This window comes from Streptosporangium sp. 'caverna', from assembly GCF_003203775.1.
GTDB lineage: Bacteria > Actinomycetota > Actinomycetes > Streptosporangiales > Streptosporangiaceae > Streptosporangium > Streptosporangium subroseum.
In genome coordinates, this window is sequence record NZ_CP029711.1 from 10,401,439 (window position 1) to 10,425,035 (window position 23,597).

19 protein-coding genes, 5 tRNA genes and 1 pseudogene are annotated in these 23,597 nt (G+C 66.8%); 9 read left to right on the forward strand and 16 right to left on the reverse strand.

What is annotated here, in order from left to right; all coding sequences use genetic code 11:
* The first annotated feature begins 326 nt into the window (after positions 1-326).
* Positions 327-482, forward strand: a complete 156-nt coding sequence (locus DKM19_RS51375) for a hypothetical protein (RefSeq protein WP_204358515.1) — start codon at positions 327-329, stop codon at positions 480-482.
* Between the two features lie 114 nt (positions 483-596).
* On the opposite strand, the gene DKM19_RS44930 is transcribed toward DKM19_RS51375, so the two are convergent.
* The 5 genes from DKM19_RS44930 to DKM19_RS44950 all read right to left on the reverse strand — a co-directional run bounded on the left by DKM19_RS44930 (position 597) and on the right by DKM19_RS44950 (position 4,857).
* A complete protein-coding gene (locus tag DKM19_RS44930) occupies positions 597-1,274 on the reverse strand; it encodes a response regulator transcription factor (RefSeq protein ID WP_110704748.1) in 678 nt (225 codons plus the stop codon).
* Positions 1,271-2,575, reverse strand: coding sequence for a sensor histidine kinase (locus DKM19_RS44935; protein WP_239513934.1), 1,305 nt, complete (start codon positions 2,573-2,575; stop codon positions 1,271-1,273). The genes DKM19_RS44930 and DKM19_RS44935 overlap by 4 nt, the downstream gene beginning before the upstream one ends.
* A 26-nt stretch (positions 2,576-2,601) precedes the next feature.
* Positions 2,602-3,384: an ABC transporter permease gene (locus tag DKM19_RS44940; protein ID WP_110704749.1), complete on the reverse strand. Its 783-nt coding sequence runs from the start codon at positions 3,382-3,384 to the stop codon at positions 2,602-2,604.
* A 69-nt stretch (positions 3,385-3,453) separates the two neighbouring features.
* Positions 3,454-4,371 (reverse strand): ABC transporter ATP-binding protein, encoded by a 918-nt coding sequence (locus DKM19_RS44945; RefSeq protein ID WP_110704750.1) that lies wholly within the window; start codon positions 4,369-4,371, stop codon positions 3,454-3,456.
* 429 nt (positions 4,372-4,800) lie between these two features.
* Positions 4,801-4,857, reverse strand: a tRNA-OTHER gene (locus DKM19_RS44950).
* Between the two features lie 174 nt (positions 4,858-5,031).
* On the opposite strand from DKM19_RS44950, the gene DKM19_RS44955 reads away from it, so the two are divergent.
* Positions 5,032-5,532 (forward strand): hypothetical protein, encoded by a 501-nt coding sequence (locus DKM19_RS44955; protein WP_110704751.1) that lies wholly within the window; start codon positions 5,032-5,034, stop codon positions 5,530-5,532.
* A gap of 419 nt (positions 5,533-5,951) precedes the next feature.
* On the opposite strand, the gene DKM19_RS51380 is transcribed toward DKM19_RS44955, so the two are convergent.
* From DKM19_RS51380 to DKM19_RS44970, 3 genes and pseudogenes are all read right to left on the reverse strand, one after another.
* Positions 5,952-8,636 carry a fibronectin type III domain-containing protein gene (locus DKM19_RS51380; RefSeq protein WP_204358516.1) on the reverse strand — a complete coding sequence of 895 codons (2,685 nt, stop codon included), beginning with the start codon at positions 8,634-8,636 and terminating at the stop codon, positions 5,952-5,954.
* Between the two features lie 542 nt (positions 8,637-9,178).
* Positions 9,179-9,313: pseudogene (locus DKM19_RS52335) on the reverse strand (helix-turn-helix domain-containing protein); the annotation flags it as partial.
* Between the two features lie 671 nt (positions 9,314-9,984).
* Positions 9,985-12,672: an AAA family ATPase gene (locus DKM19_RS44970; RefSeq protein ID WP_204359258.1), complete on the reverse strand. Its 2,688-nt coding sequence runs from the start codon at positions 12,670-12,672 to the stop codon at positions 9,985-9,987.
* Between the two features lie 97 nt (positions 12,673-12,769).
* Between DKM19_RS44970 and DKM19_RS44975 the strand changes: the two genes are divergently transcribed.
* The 3 genes from DKM19_RS44975 (at position 12,770) to DKM19_RS44990 (ending at position 14,449) form a co-directional block, all read left to right on the forward strand.
* A complete protein-coding gene (locus DKM19_RS44975; protein WP_110704752.1) occupies positions 12,770-13,180 on the forward strand; it encodes a hypothetical protein in 411 nt (136 codons plus the stop codon).
* 590 nt (positions 13,181-13,770) lie between these two features.
* On the forward strand, positions 13,771-14,052 hold the full coding sequence (locus tag DKM19_RS44985) for a type II toxin-antitoxin system Phd/YefM family antitoxin (protein ID WP_110704754.1): 282 nt from the start codon (positions 13,771-13,773) through the stop codon (positions 14,050-14,052).
* Positions 14,045-14,449: a type II toxin-antitoxin system VapC family toxin gene (locus DKM19_RS44990; protein ID WP_110704755.1), complete on the forward strand. Its 405-nt coding sequence runs from the start codon at positions 14,045-14,047 to the stop codon at positions 14,447-14,449. Before DKM19_RS44985 ends, DKM19_RS44990 begins: the two co-directional genes overlap by 8 nt.
* Before the next feature lie 124 nt (positions 14,450-14,573).
* On the opposite strand, the gene DKM19_RS44995 is transcribed toward DKM19_RS44990, so the two are convergent.
* The 4 genes from DKM19_RS44995 to DKM19_RS45010 all read right to left on the reverse strand — a co-directional run bounded on the left by DKM19_RS44995 (position 14,574) and on the right by DKM19_RS45010 (position 16,470).
* A tRNA-Phe gene (locus DKM19_RS44995) sits at positions 14,574-14,647 on the reverse strand.
* A 28-nt stretch (positions 14,648-14,675) separates the two neighbouring features.
* Positions 14,676-14,750: transfer RNA gene (locus tag DKM19_RS45000), tRNA-Asp, on the reverse strand.
* Between the two features lie 109 nt (positions 14,751-14,859).
* Positions 14,860-14,932 (reverse strand) — tRNA-Glu (locus DKM19_RS45005).
* Between the two features lie 92 nt (positions 14,933-15,024).
* Entirely contained in the window at positions 15,025-16,470 is a 1,446-nt protein-coding gene (locus tag DKM19_RS45010; RefSeq protein WP_239513935.1) for a metallophosphoesterase, read from the reverse strand.
* 88 nt (positions 16,471-16,558) lie between these two features.
* Between DKM19_RS45010 and DKM19_RS45015 the strand changes: the two genes are divergently transcribed.
* Entirely contained in the window at positions 16,559-16,909 is a 351-nt protein-coding gene (locus DKM19_RS45015; protein WP_204358518.1) for a metallopeptidase family protein, read from the forward strand.
* Between the two features lie 168 nt (positions 16,910-17,077).
* Entirely contained in the window at positions 17,078-18,373 is a 1,296-nt protein-coding gene (locus DKM19_RS45020) for an MFS transporter (RefSeq protein ID WP_110704757.1), read from the forward strand.
* Position 18,374: 1 nt separating this feature from the next.
* On the opposite strand, the gene DKM19_RS45025 is transcribed toward DKM19_RS45020, so the two are convergent.
* Positions 18,375-18,800, reverse strand: coding sequence for a PspC domain-containing protein (locus DKM19_RS45025; RefSeq protein ID WP_110704758.1), 426 nt, complete (start codon positions 18,798-18,800; stop codon positions 18,375-18,377).
* A gap of 117 nt (positions 18,801-18,917) precedes the next feature.
* Here DKM19_RS45025 and DKM19_RS45030 point away from each other — a divergent pair, with 117 nt between their 5' ends.
* Positions 18,918-20,075 carry an acyl-CoA dehydrogenase family protein gene (locus DKM19_RS45030; RefSeq protein WP_110704759.1) on the forward strand — a complete coding sequence of 386 codons (1,158 nt, stop codon included), beginning with the start codon at positions 18,918-18,920 and terminating at the stop codon, positions 20,073-20,075.
* A gap of 189 nt (positions 20,076-20,264) precedes the next feature.
* Here the strand turns inward: DKM19_RS45030 and DKM19_RS45035 are convergent, their stop codons facing one another.
* Entirely contained in the window at positions 20,265-20,840 is a 576-nt protein-coding gene (locus DKM19_RS45035) for a 3'-5' exonuclease (RefSeq protein ID WP_162642247.1), read from the reverse strand.
* 179 nt (positions 20,841-21,019) lie between these two features.
* Here DKM19_RS45035 and DKM19_RS45040 point away from each other — a divergent pair.
* Positions 21,020-21,095: transfer RNA gene (locus DKM19_RS45040), tRNA-Lys, on the forward strand.
* Positions 21,096-21,567: 472 nt separating this feature from the next.
* Here the strand turns inward: DKM19_RS45040 and DKM19_RS45045 are convergent.
* Entirely contained in the window at positions 21,568-22,089 is a 522-nt protein-coding gene (locus DKM19_RS45045) for a phospholipase (RefSeq protein WP_110704761.1), read from the reverse strand.
* Between the two features lie 679 nt (positions 22,090-22,768).
* Entirely contained in the window at positions 22,769-23,449 is a 681-nt protein-coding gene (locus DKM19_RS45055; protein ID WP_110704762.1) for a DUF305 domain-containing protein, read from the reverse strand.
* Positions 23,450-23,597: the final 148 nt, after the last annotated feature.

Sequence of the window (23,597 nt, forward strand, 5' to 3'; positions counted from 1 at the left end):
GGTCTACCTGGTCCAAGGTCGCCTGAACATCCTTGTTACTCAGTTCTGGCTGGTTGGCTGCAGGTGGCGACTTCGTCTTCATCGTCGACGACAGGCACCCGTGGCCCGTGGTTCACATATTGCGAGTGCCGATAATTCATTCGCACAGGTCACAGGGTTGACGAACGATCACATGCTTCGATCTGGGGCCCGAGGGCTCTGCCAGCAAGCATGATGATCCGCCGCGCTGCTGCGCCCGGGCGGCCAGGCAGATCCGCGGCACTCACCCAAAACCCGGCGTTGTCCTGCTCTCCCAGCGTGTCGAGACCCGACACTCCGTCGACCTGGTGTCTCGCAGGAAGTTCGGCTACCTACTCAAAGACCGGGTCTTCGACGTCGGCGACTTCCTCGACGCGCTGCGCCGGGTGGCGGCCGACGGCTCCATCCTCGCCCGCGTGCTCAGCGCCCAAGCGATCGGGATCCTCGCCTGCACCCAGAAGTAGCAGGTCATCGCGGCCGGCGAGTGGCGAGGTGAGCGATCGTCACGGGACGGACCGGCGACCCGCATCCGCTGTGTCACGGCTTCGGGTGGATCCTCGACGAGCGATTGAGCCGTGTCAGGGCGACTCCCGCGCTTCGGGAGTGAGCAGTCGCCGGTTGAACGCCTCGGCTACGGCGGCGGCGCGGTCCCCCACGCCGAGCTTGGCGTAGATGTTCAGAAGGTGACTCTTGACCGTGGCCTCGGTGATGAACAGCCGAGCGGCCGCCTCACGGTTGGTGTTCCCGGCCGCCACGAGTTCGAGGACCTCGAGTTCCCGCTGGCTGAGCAGTTGCGGGGCGGGCGTTCTGACCCGGTTCATCAACCTTGCCGCCACCGAGGGGGACAGGACGCTCTCGCCTCTGGCGGCGGCCCGCGCACCTCGCAGCAGTTCCTCCCGGGGAGAGTCCTTGAGCAGGTAGCCGGTCGCACCCGCCTCGATCGCCGGCAGTACGTGGGTGTCGTTGTCGTAGGTGGTCAGGACCAGCACGCGCGCGGTGACGCCGAGCCTGGTCAGCTCGGTGATCGCGGTCAGCCCGTCCATGCCCGGCATGCGCAGGTCCATCAGGATCACATCGGGCCGGAGCTCCTGGGCGAGCCGTACGGCCGCGGCGCCGTCCGCGGCCTCGCCCAGCACCTCGAATCCTGGCGCGGAGGCGAACATGCTGCTCAGTCCATCCCTGACGATGGGATGGTCATCCGCGATCAGCAGCCGGATCGGGGTCTCGGCTGCCGGCGTGGTCGTGCGATCGGTCATGCGTGACTCCCGGCCGGCAGGGTGGGGACGCAGGCCGAGATCCCGGTGCCGACGCCGGGCTCGGACTCGATCCGCAGACTTCCCGACAGCCCCTCGACGCGCTGCCGCATGATGGCCAGGCCGAACCCGCCCTCGCCGAACGGCGGCTGCGACACGCCGTTTCCGGCCGTGCCGGCTTCGAGACTCGCGAGATCGAAGCCCCTGCCGTCGTCACGCACGTCCAACGCCACCTCGTGTTCCAGATAGGACAACGTCACCCCGACCCTCGTCGCGTGCGCGTGCTTGGCCACATTGGCCAACGCCTCCTGTGCCGTGCGCAGCAGCGCGAACTCGGTCTCCGGTGTCATCGATCGCACCGTACCGGTCGTCGTGACCTGAACGGCGAGCCCGTGCAACGTCGACCACCGGTCGGCGACGTCGGCGAGCGCGTCGCCCAGGCGCGCGGTCTCCAGTGGCTCGGGCCGGAGCGCGTCGACCGAGCGCCGGGCCTCCGCCAGGCTCTCCCTCGCCAGCCCCTTCACGGCGTCGAAGGGACGGCGCCACGGCGCCGGGACCTCGTGGATCTGCTCGGCGGCCTGGAGTTGCGTGATGATCCCGGTGAGCCCCTGCGCCAGGGTGTCATGGATCTCGCGAGCCATCCGCTGGCGCTCGTCGAGAACCCCCGCCTCCCTGGCCTGGGCGAGCAGTTGGGCGTGCAGGCCGGCGTTCTCGGCGAGAGTCGCCTCCAGCAACCGGTTCGTCCGGCTCAGCTCGGCGAGGGCCTGGACGCGCTGCTCCCTCTCCTTCTCGGCGAGCTGGAGGAACCAGGCGGTGACGCACATCATGACGATGTTGACGACAATGATGATCACGGAGATCGTCACGCCGAGAGCGGTCGTCTTGGGCACGTCGGATGCCTGTGCGGCACCGGCCACGACCGCCACGGAGGCCACGCCCAGCAGCCGCCACGGCCAGCGGAGGATGGTGAAGGCATAGATGTAGGGGGCAGGGGTGAACAACGCGAACGCGGGGTCCCGCGCCACCAGGACCGCGGTGATCGCCAGCAGTCCGGTGAAGAACACCCCCATGATCAGTGGCCGCTCCCACCAGGCGGGCCGCAGGGTGAACATGACGAGCATCCACCCCGCGACCAGCCCGCACAGGCCGAGGTCGATGAGCAGGGAGTCGCCGCCCGCCGGCTGCTCCACGATCACCTTGAAGACGACGAGGGCGGCCAGCAACGTGTACGGCACCACGGTCACCAGCAGAAGAGGATGTTGTCCCCGCGCCGCGATCCAGGGTTTTGGCATCTGCCCGCTCACATCCCTCTCCCTCCGCCGCGCGCCTGTTACCAGCGGAACCAGCGGACCGCGACGACCGAGCATATGACCGCATAACCCGCCAGGGTCAACAAAGGCTGGGCGGACGGGAAACGGCCCTCGAAAGCAGCCTCCTGGAACACCTGCATGCCCGCGCCGAGGGGGGTGTAGTGGCTGATGTTCTGCAGCAGCGGGGGCATCTGCGCGATCGGCACCCAGAGCCCGGCGAAGAACATCATCGGGAAGAACAACACCGTGCCGATCGCCGTGGCCGGGCCGCGTCCGGGTGCCAGCGCGGTGATCAGCAGGCCGATCGAGAGCAGCGCGGCGGCCGCGAGCAGCCAGCCGACGGCGAAGCCGGCGAGATTCTGCGGCAGGCGGACGCCGAAGCCGAGCCTGGCCACGGTGAGAAACAGGATCACCGCGACGAGCGCGATGGCGAGGTTGGCCACGAGCTGGGCGGCGAGCACGCGGGCCGGGCCGATCGGCGTAGTCCGCATGCGCCGTAGCACACCGTTCTCACGGTATCCCGCGAGTATCGTCGGCAGGGCGGTCAGGGCCAGGATGGCCAGGTTGAACAGGATGATGACCGGCACGTAGAGGTCGAAGTACGTCAGGTCGCCGTTGGCCTCCACGGGCTCCCGCAGAGCGGGGACGTTGCCGAGGATGACCAACAGGATCAGCGGGAAGCCGACTCCCCAGAGGGGGCCGGTCTTTTCGCGGATGCAAAGCTTGATCTCGGCTTTGGTGAGCCTCCACGTCGCGGAACCGCGGTTGGCGGCGACGGGGGTGGCCGTGTTCAGGACTGACATGAGTGTGGCTTCCTTTCCATGGGCGGTCTGCATCGGTTCAGATCACTCGGAGTGCTCGGATCACTCGGATCACGAGGTGGCATCGGGGCGTTTCCCGGTCAGCTCGACGAACGCGTCCTCCAGGCTCGCCTGCTCGACGCGCAGCCGTTCGGCCACGATCTGGTTGCGGGCCAGTACGGCGGTGACGGCATTGAGCGCGTCGCCGTTGCCGCTGACGATGACCATCTCGCCCCGGCGGGTGACGCTGGAGACGTCGGGCAGGCTCGTCAGCAGTTCGTCGTCCAGCGGCCTGGACGGGCGAAACTGGATCCGTTGCTCGATACGGGCCCGCTCGGCCAGGCCGGCCGGGGTGTCCACCATGACGACGCGGCCCGCGTCGATCAGCGCCACCCGGTCACACAGACGCTCGGCCTCTTCCATGAAGTGGGTGACCAGCACGATCGTCACCCCGCGGGAGCGCACATCCTCGATCAGGTCCCAGGTGTCGCGCCGTGCCTGCGGGTCGAGGCCGGTGGTGAGCTCGTCGAGTATCGCCACCTGGGGGCTGCCGACGAGCGCCAGCGCGATGGAAAGCCGCTGCTTCTGGCCACCGGACAACTTGGCGTACCTGGTCTTCGCCTTGCCCGCCAAGCCGAGGCCGTCCATCAGCCCGCGCCAGTCGGCCGGATTGGGATAGAAGGAGCTGTAGAGCTCCAAAGCCTCGGCGACCTCCAGCCGCTCCTGGATCTGCCCCGCCTGCAACTGCACACCGAGCCGCCGGGTCAGCTCGGCGTGGTCCCGGCGGGGATCGAGCCCGAGCACCTTGATCTCGCCCCGGTCCGGCACCCGGAGGCCCTCGATGCACTCCACGGTCGTCGTCTTGCCGGCGCCGTTCGGACCGAGGATCCCGAGGATTTCGCCCTCCTGAACGGTGAGCGAGACATCGTCGACCGCGACGTTGTTCCCATAGCGCTTGTGGAGATTGCGTACCTCGATGACCGGTGGCATGCGCGTGTCCTCTCGGGCTCAGACCCTGGCGGCTGGTTACGTTCAGCCTTCTATCTCGGCACTCATTCCGACATCGACCGGTGGACGGGACCTGACTGCCGTCCGGTGGTGGGGTCGGCCCCACCGAGTGGTGGTCGCGATCCACCGATCGGTGGATTGCCACCCGGACGAGGGAACGGAGAGTGACAGGCCCGGTCCCCCCGAAGGTGACGAGTTCCGGAGCGTTCTATCGAGGAGAGCCGGCTGGAGTCGCTCCGGAACAATGCAGAATTCGGATCCCGGCGTGGATCAGGAGGAGCACTCACCTCGGCAGGGAAGGACTGCTTCCTGAATATGCGAGGCCGTTGCTGTCATTGGAGATCAAAAACGCCCCGAACGATGATCGCTCGAGGCGTTTTTGCTGCTTAGATTCGTGCTGCGCAGATGAGGTGGTCAGGGGCGGGGTCGAACCGCCGACCTTCCGCTTTTCAGGCGGACCAATCACCCTGGTCGGGTAGCGGAGACCGTGGTCAGAGGGCGGTGGACGGTAGCCGCAGTGAGTCCTTGTGCGGGGATGTTGCTGTCAGGGCCGCTCTCACCACTCATGCGGGGTCATGACCTTCGTCCGCTACTGTCGCCCAAGTCGATCTACCGGCGAGCGGCGGAAACGGAGAGGCCATCATGGCGCAGGCACCGTATGCGGAGACGCCTCTCCTTGCGGGAGCACTCCGTATCGGGGCAGTCCTGGCCGCCTCCGGACCGGTCGTCCTGAGAACCTCCAGGATCAGCGCGGCCGAACTGAGCCCCGGGATCTGCTGGGGGACCGACTCCCTCGTCTTCTTCCCCATGACGACGAGCCCATGGTGGCAACTGCTCTCGTGGGTCGAACTCCTGCTGCCGATGGTCCTGGCCGGCCTCCTGCTGCGCGCCTCGCCCCGGACCACGAGCCTGGGAGTCGCGACGATCTGCGCCGTCATCGCGTTCCGGATCTTCGCGATCTCCCTCCCACCCGGCACCCGGCCGCTTCCCGTCGACGGACCCTGGCCGTCCATCGGCTGCTACATCGTCGCCGTCATCGCGCTGCTCCTGGCGGCACGTTCGCCCCTGCCTCCGGCACGGCAGGGAACCGCACTCTGGGATCGAACATCATCAACCGAGCCTGAAGTACCTCACCCGCTGTAGAGACAGACCGGAGAACGGCGGAGACCCCTTCATCGCGAGTTAGGGGACAACCGTCCAGAACCGTCCACGGCTATTTCATCGGAGCTTCGCCTTCCCAGAAGACCGTTGCTGTCATTAGAGATCAAAAATGCCCCGAACGATGATCGCTCGGGGCGTTTGTGCTGCTCAGATCTTTGCTACGCAGATGAGGTGGTCAGGGGCGGGGTCGAACCGCCGACCTTCCGCTTTTAGGTGGACCAATCACCCTGGTCGGGTAGCGGAGACCGTGGTCAGAGGGCGGTGGACATCGGGCGGTGTGCCCGGCGGGCACGCTCGGCCGTCGGGTGGGTGTGACGAGGACGGGGCCACCGCGAGAGGATCGCGACGGCCCCGTCCGGGAGGTGCCGGTGATCAGTCGTGCAGCGGAGAGCGGCTTCTGATCACTTCTTACCCACGACCCGCAGGGTCGCGGACGCACTGCGCGTCTTGTAGACCTTGCCATCGATCGTGTTGGTGTAGACCGCGCGGTACTGGGTCCCGTCGACGGACTTCGACGCGGCGACCTCGAGGACGTCGGAAGTGGCGCCGCGGATCGGCGTCCACCCGTCGTTGCCCGGGGCCCGCTTGCGCATCTCCCAGGTCACGGTCACGGCGGGCATGCCGTGTCCGCTCGCGTCGAAGATCGCGGTCTTGCCCGCGATGGCGATCTGCGCGACCGGGGACTGGTCGATGCTCGGCGCCTGCTTACGGCCGACGACGATCATCGCGGCCGGGGACCGGTCGGCGCTCGCGAGGTAGACGATGCCCTTTCCGGAATCGACACCCACACCACCGATCGAGGTGCCGAGCTCCGGCTTGTCAAAGCGGGTCACCTTCCCGCCGATCAGGTCGACGATGGAGAGACCGTCGTTCTTGGCAGCCCCCGCCACCGGCGCGTGGCCGACGTAGGCGACGCCGACCTTCATGTCGACGTCGAGGAAGGCGGCACCGGCGTCGAGCCGGTACTCGGCGAGCTTGCGCATGCCGTCGCGGGTGTCGAACAGCCGGAGGCCGGGCTCGCCGTCGGTGGCGTTGTTGTACGTCGCGTACAGGGTGCCGGAGGCGTCGTCGATGCGGATGGCCGAGAGCCCGGCCCCCACGTTCGCCTGGCCGACCGGCTTGAAGTCCTCGTCGAGCCACACGACGGTGCCGTCCGCGAGGCCGAGGAAGACCTGTCCGGTCAGGCTGTCGTACTGCGTCGAGATGACCTTCATCCCCGTCTCGATCGGCGGGATGTACGGGGCGCCGAAGTTGCCCGGCGCGACGATGAACGACGCGATCCGACCGTCCTGGTAGACGACGAGGACGCCGTTGAAGGCCGGGTCGTAGGCGAGGTCCTCGATCGGCGCGCCGGCCTCGAACGAGCCGATGACCTTGCCGGTCTTGGGGTCGACGGCCTCGACCCGTCCCTTGCCGGTGCTCGTGCCGTCGGCGACGTACACGGCGCCGGTGCTCGGGTTCACGGTTGTCGGGCCGGGCTTCGCCACGGTCGGCGCGGTGAGGGTGCCGACGCGCTCGTGGCCGAGCGGGACGTCCGCCGGCTCCTGGGCCGGGGCCTCGTCCGCCGTGCGCCTGTCGCTGACCTTGGCGGTGCTCTGCGGCTTGGGGACCGGCATGCCGGCCTCGGTCACGTACTTCTCACCGTCGTCGTACTTGGTGATGGTGAAGGAGTCGAGCGTGCCGCCGACGGGGACGTCCGTGTCCGACTTGTCATCCCACTTCGCGGCGACGATCGACTCGTAGTGGATCTGGTCCTCCGAGACGTGGATGCCCTGGAAGGTCGACGTGTGGGCGGCGTGGACGACCTGGGTCGCACCGTTCTGCGTCCACGTGTTGTTGTCGGCGGGGGCGGGCTCGTAGTACTTCGGTCCGGACACCGAGATGGCGTAGACCGGGCCGGTCGTCATGCCGGCGGTGTCGGTCGCGTCGGCGTCCACGTAACCCCGGACGTAGTTGTGGTCGTGGCCCATGAGGACGAGGTCGATGTCGTCGCGCTGGAAGACCGGGAGCCACGCGGCGCGCAGGTCGGCCTCGTCACGGCCCTCGGAACCCGAGAAGACCGGCTGGTGGAAGACCGCGACCGCCCACTTGTTGGGGTTGTTCCGGAGCACCGAGTCGAGCCACTTGCGCTGCATGTCGAGCCACAGCTCGGTGGGGTTCGGGCAGGCGACGTGGCACTCGGGGAGGTTCTTCGGGGTCATCAGCGGGATGGCCTCCGAACGGCTCGCGTTGAGCCCGATGAAGCGCACGCCCTGGTAGTCCGTGTAGTACGCGGTCTCTGCGAGCGCGATCTCCATCTGCTTCCGGTAGGCGACCGTCTGCTTCTCGCCGTCCGTCATGCCCCTGGTCGATGGGTAGGCGGCGACCGGTCCGTTGCCGGGGAACTCGAAATTCGACTTCCAGGTCTTGAGGAAGTCGGTCTCCTTGTACTCGTGGTTCCCGGGGGCCGCGATCACGTTACGGGTCTGGCTGTAGCCGTTCATCGCGCCGAACCACTCGTTCCACTGGCCGTTGTCGCTGCCCACGTCCACGAGGTCGCCCGCGTTGACCGTGCCGACGGCATCCGGGAAGCGGTCGAACGCCTGGGCGATGACGGGGGCCCACTTCCCGCTGATCTCGTTCTGCGCGTCGCCGACGTAGATGAACGAGAAGGGATCGCCGGCCTTGCCCGCGGTGGTGAACGTGTAGGTGTCGCTGACCTTGGTCGCGTTGCCCACGTAGTACTCGTACCGCGTGCGGGGCTTGAGACGGTCGATGGTCACCGAGTGCGTGCGGGTGGGAACACCCGAGCTCACGAGCTCCTCGTTGACGCGGGCGTTGACGACGCTCCAGCTCCTTGTGCCCGCCTTGCGGAGGTGCACCTGTCCGTCCTTGACCTTCGAGCCTGTCTGCCAGGTGAAGGCCTGTGCGGTGTCGGCGTGCTCCGCGGGCGTGAGCACGATGTGCGCGGGAGTCGCGTCGTCGGCGCCGGTCGCCGCGGACGCGGGCCCGGCCGCCGCGATCGACGTCAGGGCGACGGCGATGGTCGCCGCGGCGGCGATCGCGTATCTCGGATGGAGACGCGATCTCGTACGGGGGTTACCCACGTGATGGGTCCTTTCGTTTTTCGGGGGACGCGGCCGGATGCTCGGTACTGTGGAACAGGCGGCGCCACGACGGTGCCGGCCGACCGCTAAGCCGAGACCACCGATGTGCCGCCGGGGCCCGGCCGGTCCAAGCCGCAGCAGGTGCAGCGCAAATCCCCCAACAACACCGAGCAGCACCGGGTGCGGGTCGGGCCCGACAACCGTCAGCGAGCATGCGGAGACGCATGGGATTGCTGGTGCGTATGTGTCGCAGGTATCTGATCAGCGCAGGGAGAATAGGCGGCACCGCATACGCGAACCCGACATGAATGCCAAAAGTCCAACAAATCGTCTTTATCTGGTCATATGAGTTGATCGGAGCGTCGAGCCCGCTCTGGCCCTCGTCGCCGACGGCCTCGGCAAGGCCGTTCGTGGACCGAAGCGCATCACCATGACCATCTACGCCCATGCCTCACTCACCGAGAAACGCAAGGCTCTCGGTAAGCCGGGAGACCGCCTCGGCTGATCGTCACTCCTCCGCGACGCGCCGTGAGCTCATCCACTGGCGGTGCATCAGCCGCCAGCGCCCGTTTCACGGTGTTCTTCGAGATGCCCATGCGCCGAGCGACCGCCTTGATCGGCATCGCCTCGGCTCGATGCAACCGGCGGATCTCCGCCCGGTCCTCCACCTTGATCACCCTCCAGAGCACCTGCGAGGGGGGTCGATTTTCGGGTTCAGGCACACATTTCGTGATCTCCCTGCGGCGAGTCAACGGGCGCCCGAAATCATCACCTCGAATGAGCGCTACGGCGGCAACCCACCCACGCAGTCGGCACATCTCAGACCCGGGACATCAAGAGCCTGGGGCCAATCCCACCTCGCGCTCGGCACCGTCGCTGTCACCGGACGTCGAAAAGCCCCGGGCCGTGATCGGCTCGGGGCTTTTGCGCTGCTCAGATGAGGTGGTCAGGGGCGGGGTCGAGCCGCCGACCTTCCGCTTTTCAGGCGTGGCAATCGCCATGCCGGCCCTCGACGGTCTAGGAGTAGAGGGTGCTTGAAGGTGTCCCGCGTGTGCCTCTTGGTAGTGGACGTTGCCGTCAATGGCACCGTCGCGACCGCTAGGAAGGCCTGGGAAACGAAGAGCGCGCCACGGCGATGAACGACGCCCGACCCGTGCCGTGGAACCCGAGTGCGCGGTCGTGGCGGCATCTCGCACTGGAGACGTAATGATCGTGATCGAGGATCACACCCGCCTTCATCGAGGAGGCCTCGGAGCCGGCCTCTCGGGCCCGGAATGCGCATGCGAGAACAGCGCCCCACCACACGCGAACGGTACGAGGCACCGCGGTTTCAACTTCTGAGCGGACATCAGTCGAGCACCGACGAAGACCCGGCGATGGCTGCCAATTGGGCTCGGGAGGTGATACCCAGCTTGGGAAACGCCTTGTAGAGGTGGTAGCCCACGGTCCGCGGGCTGAGGAAAAGCTGGGCGGCGATGTCGCGGTTGGAGGCGCCATTGGCCGCCAGCCGTACGACTTGGCGTTCCTGGGGGGTGAGCACGCTGAGCGGGTCGTCGGCCCTGCGCGGCGCCGCCGGCACGTCCCCGGTCGCGCGCAGCTCCGCACGGGCGCGCTCGGCCCACAGCTCCGAACCGAGTCGATCGAAGATCTCCAGTGCGCCGCGCAGCTGCACGCGGGCATCTGCGCGCCGCCGTGCCCGTCGCAGCCACTCGCCGTAGGCGAGCTGCGTCCTCGCCTGCTCATACGGCTGAGTGTCTTCCTCATGGAGGTGTACGGCATGCACGAAGTGTGCCTCGTCCTCCTCGACGAGGGCGCGGCAGCGCAGGGCGATCGCGTCCGACGACGGCTGACGGACGTGCCGCGCCCAGGCCAGGTAGCGGGCGAGTGGCTCCTTCGTCCGCTCCGGCCGGCCGCTGCGGATGGCCGCCTCGACCTGGTCGGCGGCAGAGAGGACGGCAATGCCCGTCGACGGGATGGCCTCCAACTGCTGGAGGGCAGCGTCCGGGCGACCCAGGCCGAGTTCGAGCAGGCCGAGTGCCCACCGCCCAATGGCTGCAGCAAGAACCAATCCTTGTGCGTTGGCTCTCGCGACGCCTTCCTCAGCGTTCGCGCGACACTCCTCCACATCCCCTTGATGAGCGAGCACCCAAGCGAGAGAGCATGTGATGTGGCTGATCCGGTGCTCGTAACCCAGATCCGCCGCCAGCCGCAGCCCTGCGTTCAGGACCGCCCTGGCCTCGCCGTACCGGCAGAGCCACCCCTGCGCGAGACCATGATCCTGGAGCGCGAATGTGAGCCAGCCGATCATCCCGCTCTTCCGGCAGTCCGCCACGGCCTGGCCGGTGATCTCCTCGTAGAGGATGGCACGGCCCAGCGGGAAGCACAGAGAGGCGGTGAAGGTCAGTCCAGGCACCCCCAGCCCGGCGAGCGCATGTACGTCGACCGCCTCGCCCATGAGCTTGATCCCACCGCCGACGTCACCGCTCAGCAGGCGGGTCAGTCCGAGCGCCCCGCTGACCAGCGGCGAGTCGACCTCGGGGAGCGCGCAGAGGCTCGCGGCCGCCTCTTCGGCCAGCCGCGCATCACCGGCGAACCAGGCACAGCGGATGGCCTCCACCAGCAGCCAGGTGGCCCACTCGCAGGAGCGGGCCACCACGCGAGAGACGCCGTCCATGATGATCCGGCCCGCCGCGAGCGGTGTGCCCAACTCGAACTCGCGATGGACGCGCACCTGGATCAGCGCGGCCATCACGTCAGGGTCGTCCACCTCGGGCGTGGCGCTGTCAGCGAGCGCAGCGGCACGGCCCATCAGACCGGCGTCGCTCGCTGCCAGCGCGGCAGCGGCCAGCCGTCCGGATCGTCGTACCGGATCGGCGGTGAGCTCGGCGGCCCGCTCGTAAGCGGCCGCCATCGCGGCGTGGCCGCTGCGGGTACGTGCCCGTTCCGCCGCTTCCTCCAGCTCCCGTGCGACGTCCTCATCAGGACCGAGCGCGGCGGCGGCCAGGTGCCACACCCGCCGGTCGGCCGCATCCGTGGCAGCCGAGCCGGTGAGGGCGTCGGCAAGGGCTTGATGTACGGCAAGACGCTGGGTGACCGGTGCGCTCTGATAGACAGCCGCCCTGATCAGGGGATGGCGGAAACCGACGATCATCCCTCTGATCTCGATCAGCCGGCTCCGCTCGGCTGACTCAAGGCCATGGAGGGAGGCACCCGCACCTACCACCGTCTCAAGCTCACCGGAGCCGTCCGCCGCCGCGATCAGCAGCGCGATCCGCGCGGGCTCGGCAAGCGCTGCTATCTGTGTTTGGAACGCCTCCTGGACTCGATCGGCGACGGGCATCGCACCCACCGGTGACAATCGTCCCGCCCGCTGTTCGGCGGAGAGCGCGGCGGGCAGTTCGATGAGCGCCAAGGGGTTGCCGTCCGACTCCTCGATGAGTCGCTCTCGCACCTGCGGCAGAAGGTCGGCGGGGAGCAGGGCGGCGGCGGCTGCACTGTCCAGCCCGCCCAGCCGGAGCTCGGGCAGCCCCGCGGCAGGGAAACCCGTGCGAACGGCGAAGATCATAGCGACGCCTTCAGCCTCGAGGCGGCGGGCGGCGAACACCAGCGCGTCGACGGACGCCTGATCGAACCACTGCGCGTCGTCAATGAGGCAGAGCAGCGCACCGTCCCCTGCGAGCTCGGAGAGAAGGCTCAGCGTGGCCAGCCCGACCAGGAACCGATTTTCTGGAGCGATGTCGCCCAAGCCCAAGGCACCGTTGAGCGCCGTGGCCTGCACGTCGGGCAGTGCGTGGATCCGGTCGAGCCCAGTGCGCAAAAGCAGGTGAAGTGCGGCGAAGGGCAACTCGGCCTCGGATTCGATACCGACGCCGCGCAGCACTCGCATGCCCTCCGCTCGCCCGGCGGCATAGTCCAGGAGCGCCGACTTGCCGATCCCCGCCTGACCTCGAATGACCAGGGCCCCGCTCTGGCCGGTCCTGGCTTCCGCCAGGAGCCGTTCGATGTCCGCTTGTTCCCCGGCTCGTCCGTACAACACGGTCAGGAACCTACCGTCACGATGACTGATTCGGGTTGGTGGAGGCTTACGTAGCTTCGTGATCACAGGCACGTCAGTAATCCGAAGGGACTCCGAAATGGCCAACGTCGCCAGCACCGTCAAGATCACCGCCGACGCCAAGTTGCTCCGCTTCGCCCTCAAGCTGGATGCGATGGGCTCGGGCGCCAATGGAGTCGTCTACGTCGTCACCGCAGCGCTCTTCGGCGAGATGTTCGGCCTCCCCGCCGCCTTCCTCTACCCGGCCGGTGCGTTCCTGGTCGCCTGGGCAGCCGCCCTGTTCTTTCTCGCCTCGCGGCCTACGGTGAGCAAGGTCGCCGTAGGCGTCGTGATGGCTGTCAACATCGCTTGGGTGGCCGCGAGCGCGGAGTTGCTCATCGCCGGTTGGTTCCCGCTGACCGGCTTTGGCACCGCGCTGGTGATCGCACAGGCGGTAGCGGTCGCCGGCTTCACCGGCCTGCAGTTCGCCGGTCTTCGTAAGACCGCGTGAACTCGCTGCGATCCATCGGTGCCCGTCCCTGCGCAGGAGCGAGCACCGAATCACATCGGCCGCGCTCAGCCCACCGCACGAGGAGCGGCCGAGCTGTCACCATGCGCTGAATCAGGGTGTCCGTCGTCAGAGATCGTCGGACACAGCGACATCGAGGTCACTGTGACGATCTACGCTCACGTCTCTCTTGACGACAAGCCCCGCGCCCTCGGCAAGCTCGGCCGTGTCCTGACGAAGACCGTACCGATCAACAACGCCCCCAGCTCCTCTGGGGCGTCTCTCCCGTCAAGTACAACGACGACCGCTAGAAGGCAAGGGTTGGCCCGGGGCGTTTGTGCTGCTCAGATTTTTGCTACGCAGATGAGGTGGTCAGGGGTGGGGTCGAACCGCCGACCTTCCGCTTTTCAGGCGTGGCAATCACCCTGCTCACCTACTGGAAGCCGGGAGCAGAAGGATGTCCGCGGTGCCCTGCGTGTGGCTGCGGTGGCGGACGTTGCCGTCAGGGTTGCCGTCGACAACCTCGGATTCGTCGGCTGAGAGGTCACTCCTTTTGCGTAGCACCGTGGGACACAAGGAGCTACATTGGAAGCATGAAGACGATTACCCAACGCGAGTTTCGCAACAACTCCGCAGCCGTCATGGACGCGGTGGAGATGGGCGAGGTGTACCACATCACGCGCAACGGCATCGAGGTCGCCGAGCTGCGACCCCTGCCCCGCCGACGGCGCCTGACCGCGGAAGAACTGGTCGCTCGCCACCGCCGACTACCGCGCGTGAACCATGAACTCATGCGCCAAGAAGCCGACGAGTTCTTCGGCACGGAAGACCGCGTCGGCAGCGACGACGATCCCTGGGAGCGCGATCATGCCTGACCGTGACGGGTCGGGAGTGCTCGACACCTGCACGTACATCGATCTGGATCTGATCGATCCGGCACGGCTGCCGGCCATCCCCGAGATCACCGCGATCACTCTCGCCGAACTCCACCAGGGTGTCGCCATGGCCAAAGACGCCGGAGTCAGAGCCGCACGCATGGAAAAGCTGGGAGCGGCCGTCGCCGACTTCGAACCACTGCCCTTCGACGGCGACGCTGCCGCACGCTACGGAACCCTGGTGGCCCTCACCATCGCCGCCGATCGCGACCCCCGGCCTCGCAGGATGGATCTGATGATCGCAGCAGTGGCCTCCACCCGAGGCCTGCCGCTCTACACACGCAACGACGCCGACTTCAAGGGACTCGAAAGCATCGTGACCATAGTGCCCGTGTGACGGCCCCGCAGAGCACACCGGAAACCTGGAATCACCCGCTGCCATCAAAAACAACGAAAAGCGCCCCGGAGCAATGAAGCTTCGGGGCGTTTGTGCTGCTCAGATCTTCGCTACGCAGATGAGGTGGTCAGGGGCGGGGTCGAACCGCCGACCTTCCGCTTTTCAGGCGGACGCTCGTACCGACTGAGCTACCTGACCTCGGTGGTTGATCAAAAACCTAACTAAGCGGTCCTGACGGGACTTGAACCCGCGACCTTCACCTTGACAGGGTGACGAGCACTCCAAACTGCTCTACAGGACCTTGCTTGACCAGGGAGCTTATCCCCCGGCCCTTTTCGACTTCGCTTAGCTTACCAGTTTTTCGGAGGTCTTCGACCTGCCGTTTCCCTGACAAGCATTCGCTTGGCCGGTGCCCCCAACGGGATTCGAACCCGTGTCGCCGCCTTGAAAGGGCGGTGTCCTAGGCCACTAGACGATGGGGGCTCGGAATTTTCATTCCGTTCCGTTGCCGTCTTCCGCTGGAGACCTCTGAAGCATAGGGGACTTTTGCCCCGATGCCAAAGCGGCTTTCCGGCTTAAGGCGTCACTGTGCCGCTGATCGATCCCGTCGGAGACGGGGCGATCGTTGGTACAGGAGAAATTGTACGGCCAGGGTCGGCCTCAACGTGACGTTCGATCTGAACCGACTGCTCGCCGAGTCCTCCCAGAGTGATGTCGTCCCAGGCTCGCAGGCGATGCGTCTTGCGGTCGAAGTACAGAACCGAGGCCGCGACGGGGGTGGGTTCGTCGTGTTCCAGGGCCCTCAGGCCGGCGCCGCCGGTGGATCCCTGGACCAGGAGACGGGTCCCCGAGGGCAGCAGTTCGCTGGAGCGTTCGTGGGAGTGACCCGAGAGCACCATGGGAGCCGCGCCCGAGAACGCCTTGGCGATCGTCGGATCGTGCACCGCCACCAGGTCGATCCGCTTTCGGGACTGAGCCAGCTTCAGAGCCTGGGTATGGCCCAGGGCGCTCAGGGACTCGAGGTCCGAATCGACGGCCACGGACTTGTCGGGGGTGAACCGGGGATCGCCCAGCCCGTAGATGCGCAGCCCCGCCACGGTCTTGGCCGAGTCGTCCAGGACGACCGCGCCCCTCTGCTTGGCCACGGCTCGCTGGGTGGCCTTGGAGTCGTGATTGCCCCTGACGAAGACGTACGGCACGCCGAGGGTGCCGATCTCCTCGACGAACTTGTCCTCGGGACTGGTGCCGTGGTCGGTCAGGTCGCCGGTGTCCACGATCGCATCGATCTTGAACTGGGTGGTGATCGAGCGGATGAGATTCCACGCGATGGGGCTGAGATGGATGTCGGAGACGTGCAGTACCCGGATCGAGGTGGGGTCGGCGTCGTAGACCGGCAGGACGGAGACCGTGTCGTAGAGCTGGGAGACGTTGTTGACCAGTTTGGCGAGCTGGACCCGGTAGGACTCGAATTTGGTCACGATCGACGCGGCGTTGCCGACCAGGGATGGCGCGCCGGTCAGCAGACCGGTGTATTTCGGCTCCACCACCGAGTCCGGACGGAACGTCAGAGCGATGGCCCCGCCCGTACCGGCGATCAGGACCGCGACGCTCAGCAGGCCCGCCAGAGCCGCCCCCGGCCGACGAAAGACGACCAGTGTGGCGATCAGGCCCCCCGCCAGGCCGCAGAGCGCGGCGCGCAGGATCAGCGTCCTGACCCCGTCGCCCAGCTCCTTCTCCAGCAGCGCGGGCAGACGGTCGGAGAACCGCGCGTCCAGCAGGATCGCCTTGGCTCGATCGGGATTGATGTTCTCCAGGGTGATGCGCAGGTTGACCGGGGCGTTGTGGGTGTCGAACAGGAGCGTGCCGAACGGGTGGGCGTCCACGACGGTCTCCCCCGCCCACGAGGGCTCCGCCCTCATGCCCAGCTCCACGGGACCGACGTTGGTCCGTATGGCGCCGCCCAGCATGATGCCTATCCAGGCCCCGGCGACGGCGACGGCGACGATCGCCGTCACACGCACGATTCGCCCCTTCGCGAAGCGGCGGGCGCTCTCAGTCCAGTCTGCGAGATTCATACGCCTCCACCTCTACCCGGGAACACCGGGCAGAATGACGGGTGTGATCGAGGTCTCGAGAGAAAAATTCGAAGAGCTCGTGGCCGAAGCACTGGACACGATCCCCTCTGAGCTGACGAAAGTCATGGACAACGTGGTGATGGTCGTCGTCGACGATCCGCCTGAGCCGGATCTACTTGGCCTTTACACGGGCATTCCACTCACCGAACGCGGGGACTGGTACGCAGGAGTGTTACCCGACCGGATCGAGATCTACCGCAACCCGATCTGTTCAATCTGCGAGACCGAGGACGACGTCGTGGCTGAGGTGAAAATCACGGTAATCCATGAGATAGCCCATCATTTCGGCATCGACGATGACCGGTTGCATGAGCTCGGCTGGTAGTTAAGGTCGCATCACTCCCAAACGTCGTCATGACCGAAATATCTCCACTTATGACTACATTTTGCATGCGTTTGGTTGCTTTCGGTTGCGCGTAAGCTCTCCAACAGGCACCGTAGGTTACACACTGAACACCCTCAGTCAATATGCCTGCGAGCTCAGCGGAGTCCTATGGCGGCCACCAAATCCGGCCGGCTACCCGGGCGGCACCGCCGTCCGGCGGAACGCCAAGCGACCTACGGCGAGGTCATCGCCCTCGGGGAGTTTCGTGCGCTCTGGATCGGTCAGGGGCTTTCACTTCTCGGCGATCAACTCTCACGAGTGGCGCTGTCGGTTCTCGTCTTCGAAGGGACGCAGTCAGCGCTGGCCACGGCGTCGGTCTACGCCCTGACCTATCTGCCGCCGATCATCGGCGGGCCGCTGCTCGCGGGGCTCGCCGACCGCTACCCCCGGCGACGCATCATGATCGTCTGCGATGTGCTCCGAGCCGTCATGGTCGCGCTCATGGCGATCCCCGGCACCCATTTCCTCGCGCTGTGCGTGCTGGTCTTCTGCGTGGTGCTGCTCAGCGCGCCGTTCTCGGCCGCCCGGGCGGCGCTCCTCCCGGAGCTGCTCGAAGGCGACCGCTATGTCGCGGGTTCGGCGCTTCAGAACATGACCAACCAGGGCGCGCAGATGCTGGGCTTCGCCCTCGGCGGCGCCCTGATCATGGGGATGGGGCCGTACCGCGCGCTGGCGCTTGACGCGGCCACGTTCATGGCCTCAGCGCTCATCATCGTCTCCGGCGTACGGCGGCGCCGGGCCCCCGTCCGGAGCGACACCGGCCGTCCCTCGATGTGGACCATGACACGCACCGGCGCCAAGCTGGTCTTCGGCGACCGCCGGCTGCGAACGCTGGTGCTCTTCGCCTGGCTGTGCGGCTTCTACGTGCTTCCCGAGGGGATCGCGACCCCCTACGCCGCCAGACTGACCGACGATCCGGAGCAGATCTCGTTCGTCGCCGGCCTGTTGATGGGTGCGATGCCGACCGGAACGGTCGTCGGCGCGTTCCTGTTCAGCCGTTACGTCCCCCCATCGAAGCGGCTGCGCGCGATGGGGTGGATGGCGATGCTGACCTGCGCGCCGTTGATCCTCTGTGTGCTGCGGCCGCCGCTCGCCGCGGTGCTGATCCTGTGGTTCATATCCGGTATCGGTGGGGCCTACCAGCTCGCGGCCAACGCCGCGTTCGTGCAGTGCGTGCCCGCCGAACAGCGGGGCCAGGCCTTCGGACTCGTGCAGTCAGGTCTGCTGGCCTCTCAGGGCGTCGGCATCCTGATCGGCGGGGCCGCGGCCAACCCGCTCGGCCCCGAACTCGTGGTCGCCATGGCCGGCGCGGCCGGACTGGTGTCAGCCGCCGCGCTGGCCGTGCTCTGGAGGGGATCCCGCAGGGAGGTCATCGAAAAGGTTCGCGCGGAGGCGACCTCCTGAGTCACACCTGGGGGTTGGGGGTGTCGTTGTGCGGCGCCGTGCCGTACTGGCCGGTGGTCGGGTAGGGCTGGGCCGGATACTGCGGGGCCTGGTTCTGGTGGGTGGCCTTGGTCCATCCCTGCTCGGCCTTGGCCCAGCCCTGCTCCGCCTTGGCCTTCGCGTCCTGCCAGACCGGGTTGTCCTTGTTCTTGTCGACCAGATCCTGGACGATCGACCTGTCCTTGCTCTCGTCCGGCAGGAGCAGCCAGCCGATCGCGTAGATCCCGACCCCGAGGCCACCGAAGAAGGTGGCGACGGCGAGGGCCGCGCGGATGATGTTGGGGTCGATTCCGATGTACCGTCCGAGGCCGGAGGCCACACCGGCGACGATCCGTCCGTCCCTGGTCCTGCGGAGCTGCTTGACGCCCGAGAAGTCGTTTTCGTTCATGTCTTCAGACTGCCCAATGAGAAGCCGCCATCACATAGGGATTCCCCCTGGCACGACCCTGACATTCCTGCCCGCAGCATCGGCAATACCCTGACAGGGACCGAAGAAAGGAACACCATGGACGACCTCCTGCGCATCGACGACGCCCTTTCCGAGGAGCAGCACCTCATCCGTGACACCGTCAGGGAGTTCGTCTCGGACCGGGTGCTCCCGCACGTGGGCGACTGGTTCGAGGAGGGCGTCTTCCCCGCCCGCGAGCTGGGACCGGTGCTCGGCTCGCTCGGCGTGCTGGGCATGCACCTGCAGGGGTACGGCTGCGCGGGCCTGGACGCCGTCTCGTACGGCGTGGCCTGCCGGGAGCTGGAGGCGGGCGACTCCGGGCTGCGATCCTTCGTGTCCGTGCAGGGCTCGCTCGCGATGTTCCCGATCTGGAAGTACGGCTCCGCGGAGCAGAAGGAGGAGTGGCTGCCCCGGATGGCCGCGGGCGAGGCGATCGGCTGCTTCGGCCTGACCGAGCCCGACCACGGCTCCGATCCCGCCAACATGCGCACCCAGGCCAAGCAGGACCCCTCGGGCGACTGGATCCTCAACGGCTCCAAAATGTGGATCACCAACGGCTCCATCGCCGACGTCGCCGTGGTCTGGGCCCAGACCGATGACGGGATCCGCGGCTTCGTGGTCCCCACCGACACGGCGGGATTCTCCGCCCCGGAGATCCACAAGAAGATGTCCCTCCGGGCGTCGGTGACCTCGTCCCTCTACTTCGACGACGTCCGCCTTCCCGCGTCGGCCGTACTGCCTGAGGTCCGTGGTCTGAAGGGGCCGCTGTCGTGCCTGTCCGAGGCCCGCTACGGCATCCTGTGGGGCGTTGTGGGCGCGGCCCGCGCCTGCCTGGAGTCCGCCCTCGAATACTCCAAGACCCGCGTCCAGTTCGGTAAGCCCATCGGCGGCTTCCAGCTGACCCAGGAGAAGCTCGCCTGGATGTATGTCGGTCTGGGGCAGTCCCAGCTCACCGCGCTCCATCTGGGCCGCCTGAAGGACGCGGGCACCCTCACCCCCCGCCAGGTCAGCTTCGGCAAGCTCGCCAACGTCCGCGCCGCCATGGACATCGCCCGCCAGGCACGCACGATCCTGGGCGGCAACGGCATCACGCTGGAGTATCCGGTGATCCGGCACATGAACAACCTGGAGAGCGTCCTGACGTACGAGGGAACCGAGGAGATCCATACCCTCGTCCTCGGCGAGGCCCTGACCGGCATCCCCGCCTACCGCTGACGGAGGCCCCCGCCGGGCCTCCCGGCGGGGGCTATTTCCGGACCCCTGTTTCCGGTCTCTGGACCTGCCGTCTCCCGGCCCGCTGTTTCCAGGCCTGTCGTCTCCGAGCCGGCTGTCTTCGGGCCGGCTGTTCCCGGATCTGCTGTTTCCGGGCCTGCCGCGGGACAGGCCCGCCGCTGAACGGACCGGTTACAGGTGGATCTGCCGCTGGCGGGCCTGTCGCTGGGACACGCCGCAGGGGCGCCACTCGTCACAGGTGTGGGCGGCTCTGTTCAGCTCCTTCTGCCAGGAGACGCCACTGCGCAGGTAGAAGCGGAGCAGCTCGGCCGCGGCGCGGGCGTCGACCAGCGCGGCATGGGCGTTGAAGAACGGGATGCCCGCGCGCTCGCAGCAGGCGGCGAGCGTCCACTTCCCGTCGGGCAGGAAACCGGGGGCGAGCCGCTGCGTGCACAGGGTCTCGGTCACCCAGTGGCTGCCGGGAAGCACATTGAGGAAACGGAGATCGAAGGAGGCGTTGTGGGCCACCAGAACCCGACCGGCGATCCGCTGCCAGATCTCGTCCAGCACCTCCTCGATCGCCGGCGCCCTGGCGACCATCGCGTTGGTGATGCCGTGGACGTGAACGGCTCCCGTGCTGCGGCGAGGGTTGATCAGTGAGTGCCACTCTTCGACGATCGTGCCATCGGGGTCCATGGAGATCAGCGCGATCTCACAGATCTGGTCGCCCTTCGCCGGAGAGAAACCGGTGGTCTCCAGGTCGACCACGACATAACCTTGGCGCGTGGACATGCTGGGGCGGTGGGCCGACTCAAGCCCCGATGTGGTCATGGCTGCCACTCTAGGAGCCGATCGCTCCCCCTACCTGCCGTTCCGCAAACAGATGACCACCGGCGGGCCTGGCGACGGGCGTTAGTGGACACTATTCTCGGTACGCTGTCACCTGCGGGGCGTTAGCTCAATGGTTAGAGCTGCGGACTTTTAATCCGTAGGTTCTGGGTTCGAGTCCCAGGCGCCCTACCACTTCTCGCCAGGAACTTAGGCCCTGACCTGGGCCTTTGTTCCTGGCGATCTTTCTCGGCCCGTGCAGCCGCCTGCCAGGATTCCGGACCGTACGCGGAATGGGATCGCCCCTGTTTTCCCAGGTCAGCCCCAGCGCTTCGGAAGCTCGCGGAACGATTCCGGCGCTGCGGGAGCCGACACGACGAAGGACCCCGGGGGCTACCCGAGGTCCTTTCTGTCCGGTCATCAGGGATCTGACGACGGCACTCCGCGCCGCCGTACCCGAGTCTCCGCCGCCTGCCGTCCCAGGCATACGGTCTGGGGATCGGCCCTGGACGGCGGAGGCCCGGCCGAAGCCGCACCGTGCGCCCGCCGTACCCAAGCAGCGCGCCGAGCGCCGTCGCGACCACCCCGGATGCCGGGCCGGCGCGAAACCGGCCCGGCGGAGGTCAGCGGGTGAGAGCGGTCCCGCGCATTCGGGAAGCGGGATAGGTCATGCCTCTGCGTTCTGGGCGGCCCGTTCGGCGGTTTGGCGGATCTGTTCGATCTGCGCCTGCGTGACGTTGAGGGTGCCGAATTGCCTGACCGCTTGATAGTAGGTCCAGGCGAGGCTGTTGCAGGTGGCCTTGGGGATGGTGGAATATCCCGCGCAGACCTGCTTCATATCGAAGTAGAACGAGTCGTCGATGCGTGGCTTGTTCGCCGGGAACTGGCTCACCGCCTTGTAGTTGCGGTAGCCGAAGTCGTGACGTCGGCACGGCATTCTGAAGTCGAAGCCGAGTGGCTGGTCGGGGCTGGTCGAACACAGGTCGGTCGACCAGTCAAAGGCGTAGTCACCCCAGCCCGCCTGGTTCTGCCAGGCAGAGACCCAGCTGGCGGCGCTGGCCGTCGTGGGCTGACTGAAGCCGGAAAGTGCAGCAAGCTTTTGTTCCAGCGTCACCGCGTAGGCGGGAAGTGTTAATCCGAGTAATGTGGCGAGGGAAAGGGCGACGGTTGCAAGGGCTCGTTTGAACATGGGCTCTGCCTCTGTCCGGGGGGTGCCTCTCACGGCAGGATTCTGCCATCGCCTAACAATGAGACGAAATATTCCGAATTGCCGGAACGGATCTCTGTCAAGATTGGCGCAGATATCAGCAACTACCGCCCTTTACAAGAATGACAATATTCTGTAATGGCGTGTCATGAGGGGTCTGACTACGAGGGTGGGCACCCTTCTCGCGGCGGTCCGGAGTGGTCGTGCCAGACGCGTGCCGGAACAGGCGGGGAACCACGGTCACTCACGGGGACTCAAGGTCACTTGATCCGTTCGACCGATCGCACCCCGGAGCCCCGCTGCGCTTCCTGTTGCAGTCCGAGGCCGTTCCAGGCGATTCGGGAGGGACCGGCTTCGGTGAAGATGAGGTGCCCGGCGGCGCGGGTCGATACCTCCGCGGGGCAGGTGGCCGACCCGGCGCATGTGCACCAGGTCGACGCCGGTGACCTCCGGGACGGTCGCGAGCACCTGCTCGGCTCGCGCGATCGACGCGGGGTCGGCCGTGCCTGCCGAAAACATCATCCAAGCAGTTCAAGCGGCATGTGGATACGCGGGTAGGACTCCGCCGAGCCGGTCTCGTCGGCGTATGTCCAGGCCGAGGATTCACTCCGGATCGGTGATCGGAACCGCGCGCGTCCCGGCCGGGATGGGAGGCGGCGGGTCAGTTCGGAGCGGGGTCGCCCAGTTGGGTCAGGAGTTTCTGCATGCGGTCGATCTCGATGCGCTGGTCGGAGCCGACGTGGGAGGCGTAGGTGAAGATGTCCGTTTCCTGGCCGCCGCCGCCTTCGCCGTTGAACAGCTTGTCGACCATCTGGAGCGCGCCCAGATGATGGGTGATCATGCTCTGCACGAAGGCCCGGTCGAAGTCCGTGCCGGTGGTCTTCTTCAGTGCGGCGAACTGCTCCTCGGTCAGCATTCCGGGCATGAGCTCCCCGCCCGTGCCGGAGTGATCATGGTTCGTGTCCGGGACTTTCTGGTCGCGGTCCTGGAGCCAGCGTCGCATCAGCGCGATCTCGTCCTCCTGGGAGGCCTGGATCCGCTTGGCGATCAAAGTGATGTCCCGGTTCTTACTGCGGGAGGGGACGAGGGCGGTCATCCGTAGCGCCTGGGCGTGGTGCGGGATCATCCCCTGCATGAAAAGCACGTCCGCGGCGGTGAACGGAGCGTCAGCGACCGGTGACAGTGAGGCGGCGGGGAGCGTCTGCCCGGGCTGGCCCGGGGCTCCCGGCTGAACGATTACCGGAGCGACCGACGCCTTGGGTGTCTCCGTGGTGCATCCGGTGATCACGCCCGTGACCAGCACGAACATGCCTATATATCGCAATGTGGGCAGCGAACTCATTATTTGGACCTGTTTCGCATTGCTTGGTTATGGCCACCCGGAAGTGTAGAGATGTCACGCTATGGAACATCAAGGTCGTCTCGGTTACAGTTCGCGCTGAACACCAAAGTGGATCTCCCCCCAGCTGGCGTCGCAAAAGGCACCGGCT

What these genes read in the sequence shown, in the direction of transcription:
- DKM19_RS44930 (WP_110704748.1), bottom strand. Translation starts at nt 1,274, where the DNA reads ATGACCGATCGCACGACCACGCCGGCAGCCGAGACCCCGATCCGGCTG.
- DKM19_RS44940 (WP_110704749.1), bottom strand. Translation starts at nt 3,384, where the DNA reads ATGTCAGTCCTGAACACGGCCACCCCCGTCGCCGCCAACCGCGGTTCC.
- DKM19_RS44945 (WP_110704750.1), bottom strand. Translation starts at nt 4,371, where the DNA reads ATGCCACCGGTCATCGAGGTACGCAATCTCCACAAGCGCTATGGGAAC.
- DKM19_RS44955 (WP_110704751.1), top strand. Translation starts at nt 5,032, where the DNA reads ATGGCGCAGGCACCGTATGCGGAGACGCCTCTCCTTGCGGGAGCACTC.
- DKM19_RS44975 (WP_110704752.1), top strand. Translation starts at nt 12,770, where the DNA reads ATGGCCAACGTCGCCAGCACCGTCAAGATCACCGCCGACGCCAAGTTG.
- DKM19_RS44985 (WP_110704754.1), top strand. Translation starts at nt 13,771, where the DNA reads ATGAAGACGATTACCCAACGCGAGTTTCGCAACAACTCCGCAGCCGTC.
- DKM19_RS44990 (WP_110704755.1), top strand. Translation starts at nt 14,045, where the DNA reads ATGCCTGACCGTGACGGGTCGGGAGTGCTCGACACCTGCACGTACATC.
- DKM19_RS45015 (WP_204358518.1), top strand. Translation starts at nt 16,559, where the DNA reads ATGACGGGTGTGATCGAGGTCTCGAGAGAAAAATTCGAAGAGCTCGTG.
- DKM19_RS45020 (WP_110704757.1), top strand. Translation starts at nt 17,078, where the DNA reads ATGGCGGCCACCAAATCCGGCCGGCTACCCGGGCGGCACCGCCGTCCG.
- DKM19_RS45025 (WP_110704758.1), bottom strand. Translation starts at nt 18,800, where the DNA reads ATGAACGAAAACGACTTCTCGGGCGTCAAGCAGCTCCGCAGGACCAGG.
- DKM19_RS45030 (WP_110704759.1), top strand. Translation starts at nt 18,918, where the DNA reads ATGGACGACCTCCTGCGCATCGACGACGCCCTTTCCGAGGAGCAGCAC.
- DKM19_RS45045 (WP_110704761.1), bottom strand. Translation starts at nt 22,089, where the DNA reads ATGTTCAAACGAGCCCTTGCAACCGTCGCCCTTTCCCTCGCCACATTA.
- DKM19_RS45055 (WP_110704762.1), bottom strand. Translation starts at nt 23,449, where the DNA reads ATGAGTTCGCTGCCCACATTGCGATATATAGGCATGTTCGTGCTGGTC.